Annotated in this window: 3 protein-coding genes; 1 reads left to right on the top strand and 2 read right to left on the bottom strand. The window is 71.4% G+C overall.

What is annotated here, in order from left to right; all coding sequences use genetic code 11:
- Together x551_RS20465 and x551_RS20460 are read right to left on the bottom strand one after the other, a co-directional pair.
- A partial coding sequence (locus x551_RS20465; protein ID WP_036234610.1) for an aromatic/alkene monooxygenase hydroxylase subunit beta occupies positions 1-947 on the bottom strand: 947 nt, incomplete at its 3' end.
- Positions 948-1,004: 57 nt separating this feature from the next.
- The gene (locus x551_RS20460) at positions 1,005-1,256 is read right to left on the bottom strand and encodes a phenol hydroxylase subunit (RefSeq protein WP_253950435.1); all 252 of its coding nucleotides are present in this window, start codon (positions 1,254-1,256) and stop codon (positions 1,005-1,007) included.
- A gap of 236 nt (positions 1,257-1,492) precedes the next feature.
- Here x551_RS20460 and x551_RS20455 point away from each other — a divergent pair.
- The coding region (locus x551_RS20455) for a sigma-54-dependent Fis family transcriptional regulator (protein WP_051512247.1) at positions 1,493-3,032 on the top strand (1,540 nt) is incomplete at its 3' end.

Genomic DNA, 3,032 nt, shown 5'->3' with positions numbered 1-3,032 from the left:
GCCGCGGCCAGCGCGCCCGCGCCCTGCTCGCCCAGCGTGGCCTCGGCCAGCGGGGCCAGCGCCGCCTTCAACGCGCTGCGCCAGTGGTTCACCCAGCCCTGGATCAGCGCCCGGTTGGCCTCGCTCTCCGTCGCCGCGGTCTTGACGGTCGCGTCGACCCACTTCACCGTCTCGTCCTGCCAGCGGTTGATGTGGTCGAGCACGGTCGACAGCGCCGGGCCGTGGCGCTGCGCCATGTGCGCGTCGAAGTGCTGGTAGCACAGCGGGTAGAGCAGGCCGTCGGCCACCAGCGTCTGCGCCACCAAGACCTCGAACCAGTCGCGCGTGACGAAAAGGTTCTCCACCTCGCGGCGCAGGCCCTGCCAGGCCGGGTGCTCGACCCAGTGGCGGTGCGCCTGGTCGAGCGCGGCGCCGGTGTTGCCGTCCACCAGCAGGCCGATGCGCGAGAGGTGCTGGGCCAGGCCCAGGCGGTCCATCGCGCCCATCACCGCGGCCTGCGTCACCGCGGTGCCCCAGCCGTAGGCGGCCACGTGGCTCAGGTTGGTGTTGGCGCCCCACTCGTAGTGGCGCAGCGGCACGAGGGCGAAGACGATGGCCTCGCGCGCCTCGGCCGGCAGCTGCGCCAGCAGGGCACGCCGGTCGGCGAACTCCATCTGCCGGTCCAGCGCCTCCTGCTGCTTGGCGCGCGCCATCGTGTAGCTGCCGTAGTAGTACTGGCGCGGGTCCTTCAGCGCGTACCAGTCGGCCATCTCGACGGCGGTGCGGCGCTTGTCGTAGAGGTCGCGCTCGGGGTCCCACAGCGGCTTGTAGTGGTGGTTCACCTCGGACTGGATGTCGTAGGTGGCCTCCTGGTAGCGCGTGGCCGGCTTGTCGCCGAAGCGCCGCGCCAGGTGCCCGAAGGTCTGGCGCACCGGCTTGACGGTCTGGGTGCGGATTTCGACGGTCATGGTCTGTTTGTCTCCTGGTGTTCTGGTGTCTTGTCGTTCCGGTGTCGGGGCCGTGGGCTATTCGTCGGGTCCGTGTCGGCCGTAGCGCCACTTGGCCTGCTCGGCGTCGATGCGCGCGCCTTCGGCCGCGCCGAGCGAACGCGCCCGCTGCGCGGTGCAGAAGGCGTCGAAGGCCGGGCGCGGCAGGATCAGCTCCACCCACAGGTCGGGGTCGCCGAGCGAGAAATCGAACTCGACGAAGCCGTCGCGACGCTCGTTGCGCAGGCGCACCCAGCAGGCCGGAGCGGCCCCTGGCGGATGAAACGGCACGACGGACATGCGTGATGAAACGGGAGTCGAGATGGCCTGCTTTCGCACGGCCTGTGCCATCGCGCCAGGGTCTAGGGAACACCCTGATCTTTGGTCGCCGCGAGCGCCGGAATCGGCCTCGCGAACGCGTTTGCGGCCGTGTCGCGAGCCACTCGGCTCAAACGCGTGTATCAATTCATGCAGGTCGCCGCTAGCATCCGCGGCCTGCACTGTTTGAATTTCTACAAGCGCCGCCCATGGCCTCGCACAAGACCCCGCCCCCCAAGAGCGCCGCCACGCCGGCGATCGACGACCTCGTGTCGCGCATCCACTTCGACGCGCGCGAAGGCCGCATCTGGCTCGACGAGCAGCGCATGCTGCTGATGCACGTGTCGGGTCAGGGCGTGCTGCGGCAGGAGCTGATCGAGAGCCTGGGCATCGATCGCGCGCGCGGCCTGATCACGCGCGTGGGCTACAACTCCGGCTCGCACGACGCCGACCTCGCGCGCAAGCTGCGCGGCTCCACCCACCCCACCGAGGCCATGCTGGTCGGCCCGCAGCTGCACATGCTGGAGGGCGTGGCGCGCGTCGAGCCGGTGCGGCTCGACATGAACGAGGAGCACGGCCGCTTCTACGGCGAGTTCAACTGGCACGGCTCGGCCGAGGCCGAAGAGCACATCCGCCTCTACGGCATCGGCACCGACGTGGCGTGCTGGCAGCAGGTGGGCTATGCCTCGGGCTTCGTCAGCCGCTTCATGGGCCGGCCGGTGATGTTCCGCGAGGTGCAGTGCTGCGCGCAGGGCGCACCGCACTGCGTGATCGTCGGCCGCCCGGTCGAGGACTGGGAGGACGCCGACGACGACCTGCGCTCGCTGCAGGCCGACAGCCTGAGCAGCGGCCTGAGCGCCGCCAACCGCGGCGCCGCGGCGGCGCCGGAGGCGCGCTCGCTGCTCGGCGGCGAGGACGTGGTGGGCGTGTCGGCCGGCTTCAACGCGGTGTGCCACATGATCCGCCGCGCCGCCGACACCCAGGCCACCGTGCTGTTCCAGGGCGAGAGCGGCGTGGGCAAGGAGGTGCTGGCGCGCAGCCTGCACCGCATCGGCCCGCGCGCGGCCGGGCCCTTCGTCGCCATCAACTGCGCGGCCATCCCCGAAGAGCTGGTGGAGGCCGAGCTGTTCGGGGTGGAGAAGGGCGCCTACACCGGCGCCGTGAGCAACCGGCCCGGCCGCTTCGAGCGCGCCGACGGCGGCACGCTGTTCCTCGACGAGATCGGCATCCTGGCCTGGCCCGCGCAGGGCAAGCTGCTGCGCGCGCTGCAGGAGCGCGAGGTCGAGCGCGTGGGCGGCACGCAGGCGCGCAAGGTCGACGTGCGCGTGGTGGCGGCCAGCAACCTGAACCTGCGCGAGGAGGTCAAGGCCGGCCGCTTCCGCGAGGACCTGTTCTTCCGCCTCAACGTGCTGCCGGTGCGGGTGCCGCCGCTGCGCGAGCGGCGCGAGGACATCCCGGTGTTCATGAACCACTTCCTGCACAAGTTCAACCAGCGCGACGGCCGGCGCGTGAGCGGCTTCACCAGCCGCGCGATCGACGCGATGCTGGCCTACGACTGGCCGGGCAACATCCGCGAGCTCGAGAACCTGGTGGAGCGCGGCGTGGTGCTGGCGCCCGACCAGGGCGCCATCGACACCGTGCACCTGTTCTTCGGCGGCGAGCAGGTCGACGGCGGCCTGCTCGCGCTCAAGCGCGACGGCTCGCTGCACGCCGGGCCCTCGCCGCTCGACGCCGCGGCCGAGGGCGAAC

It is taken from the genome of Methylibium sp. T29 (genome assembly GCF_000576205.1).
GTDB lineage: Bacteria > Pseudomonadota > Gammaproteobacteria > Burkholderiales > Burkholderiaceae_C > Methylibium > Methylibium petroleiphilum.
Note: the sequence above shows the minus strand (reverse complement) of the source record. Positions and strands in the feature narration are given on the sequence as shown.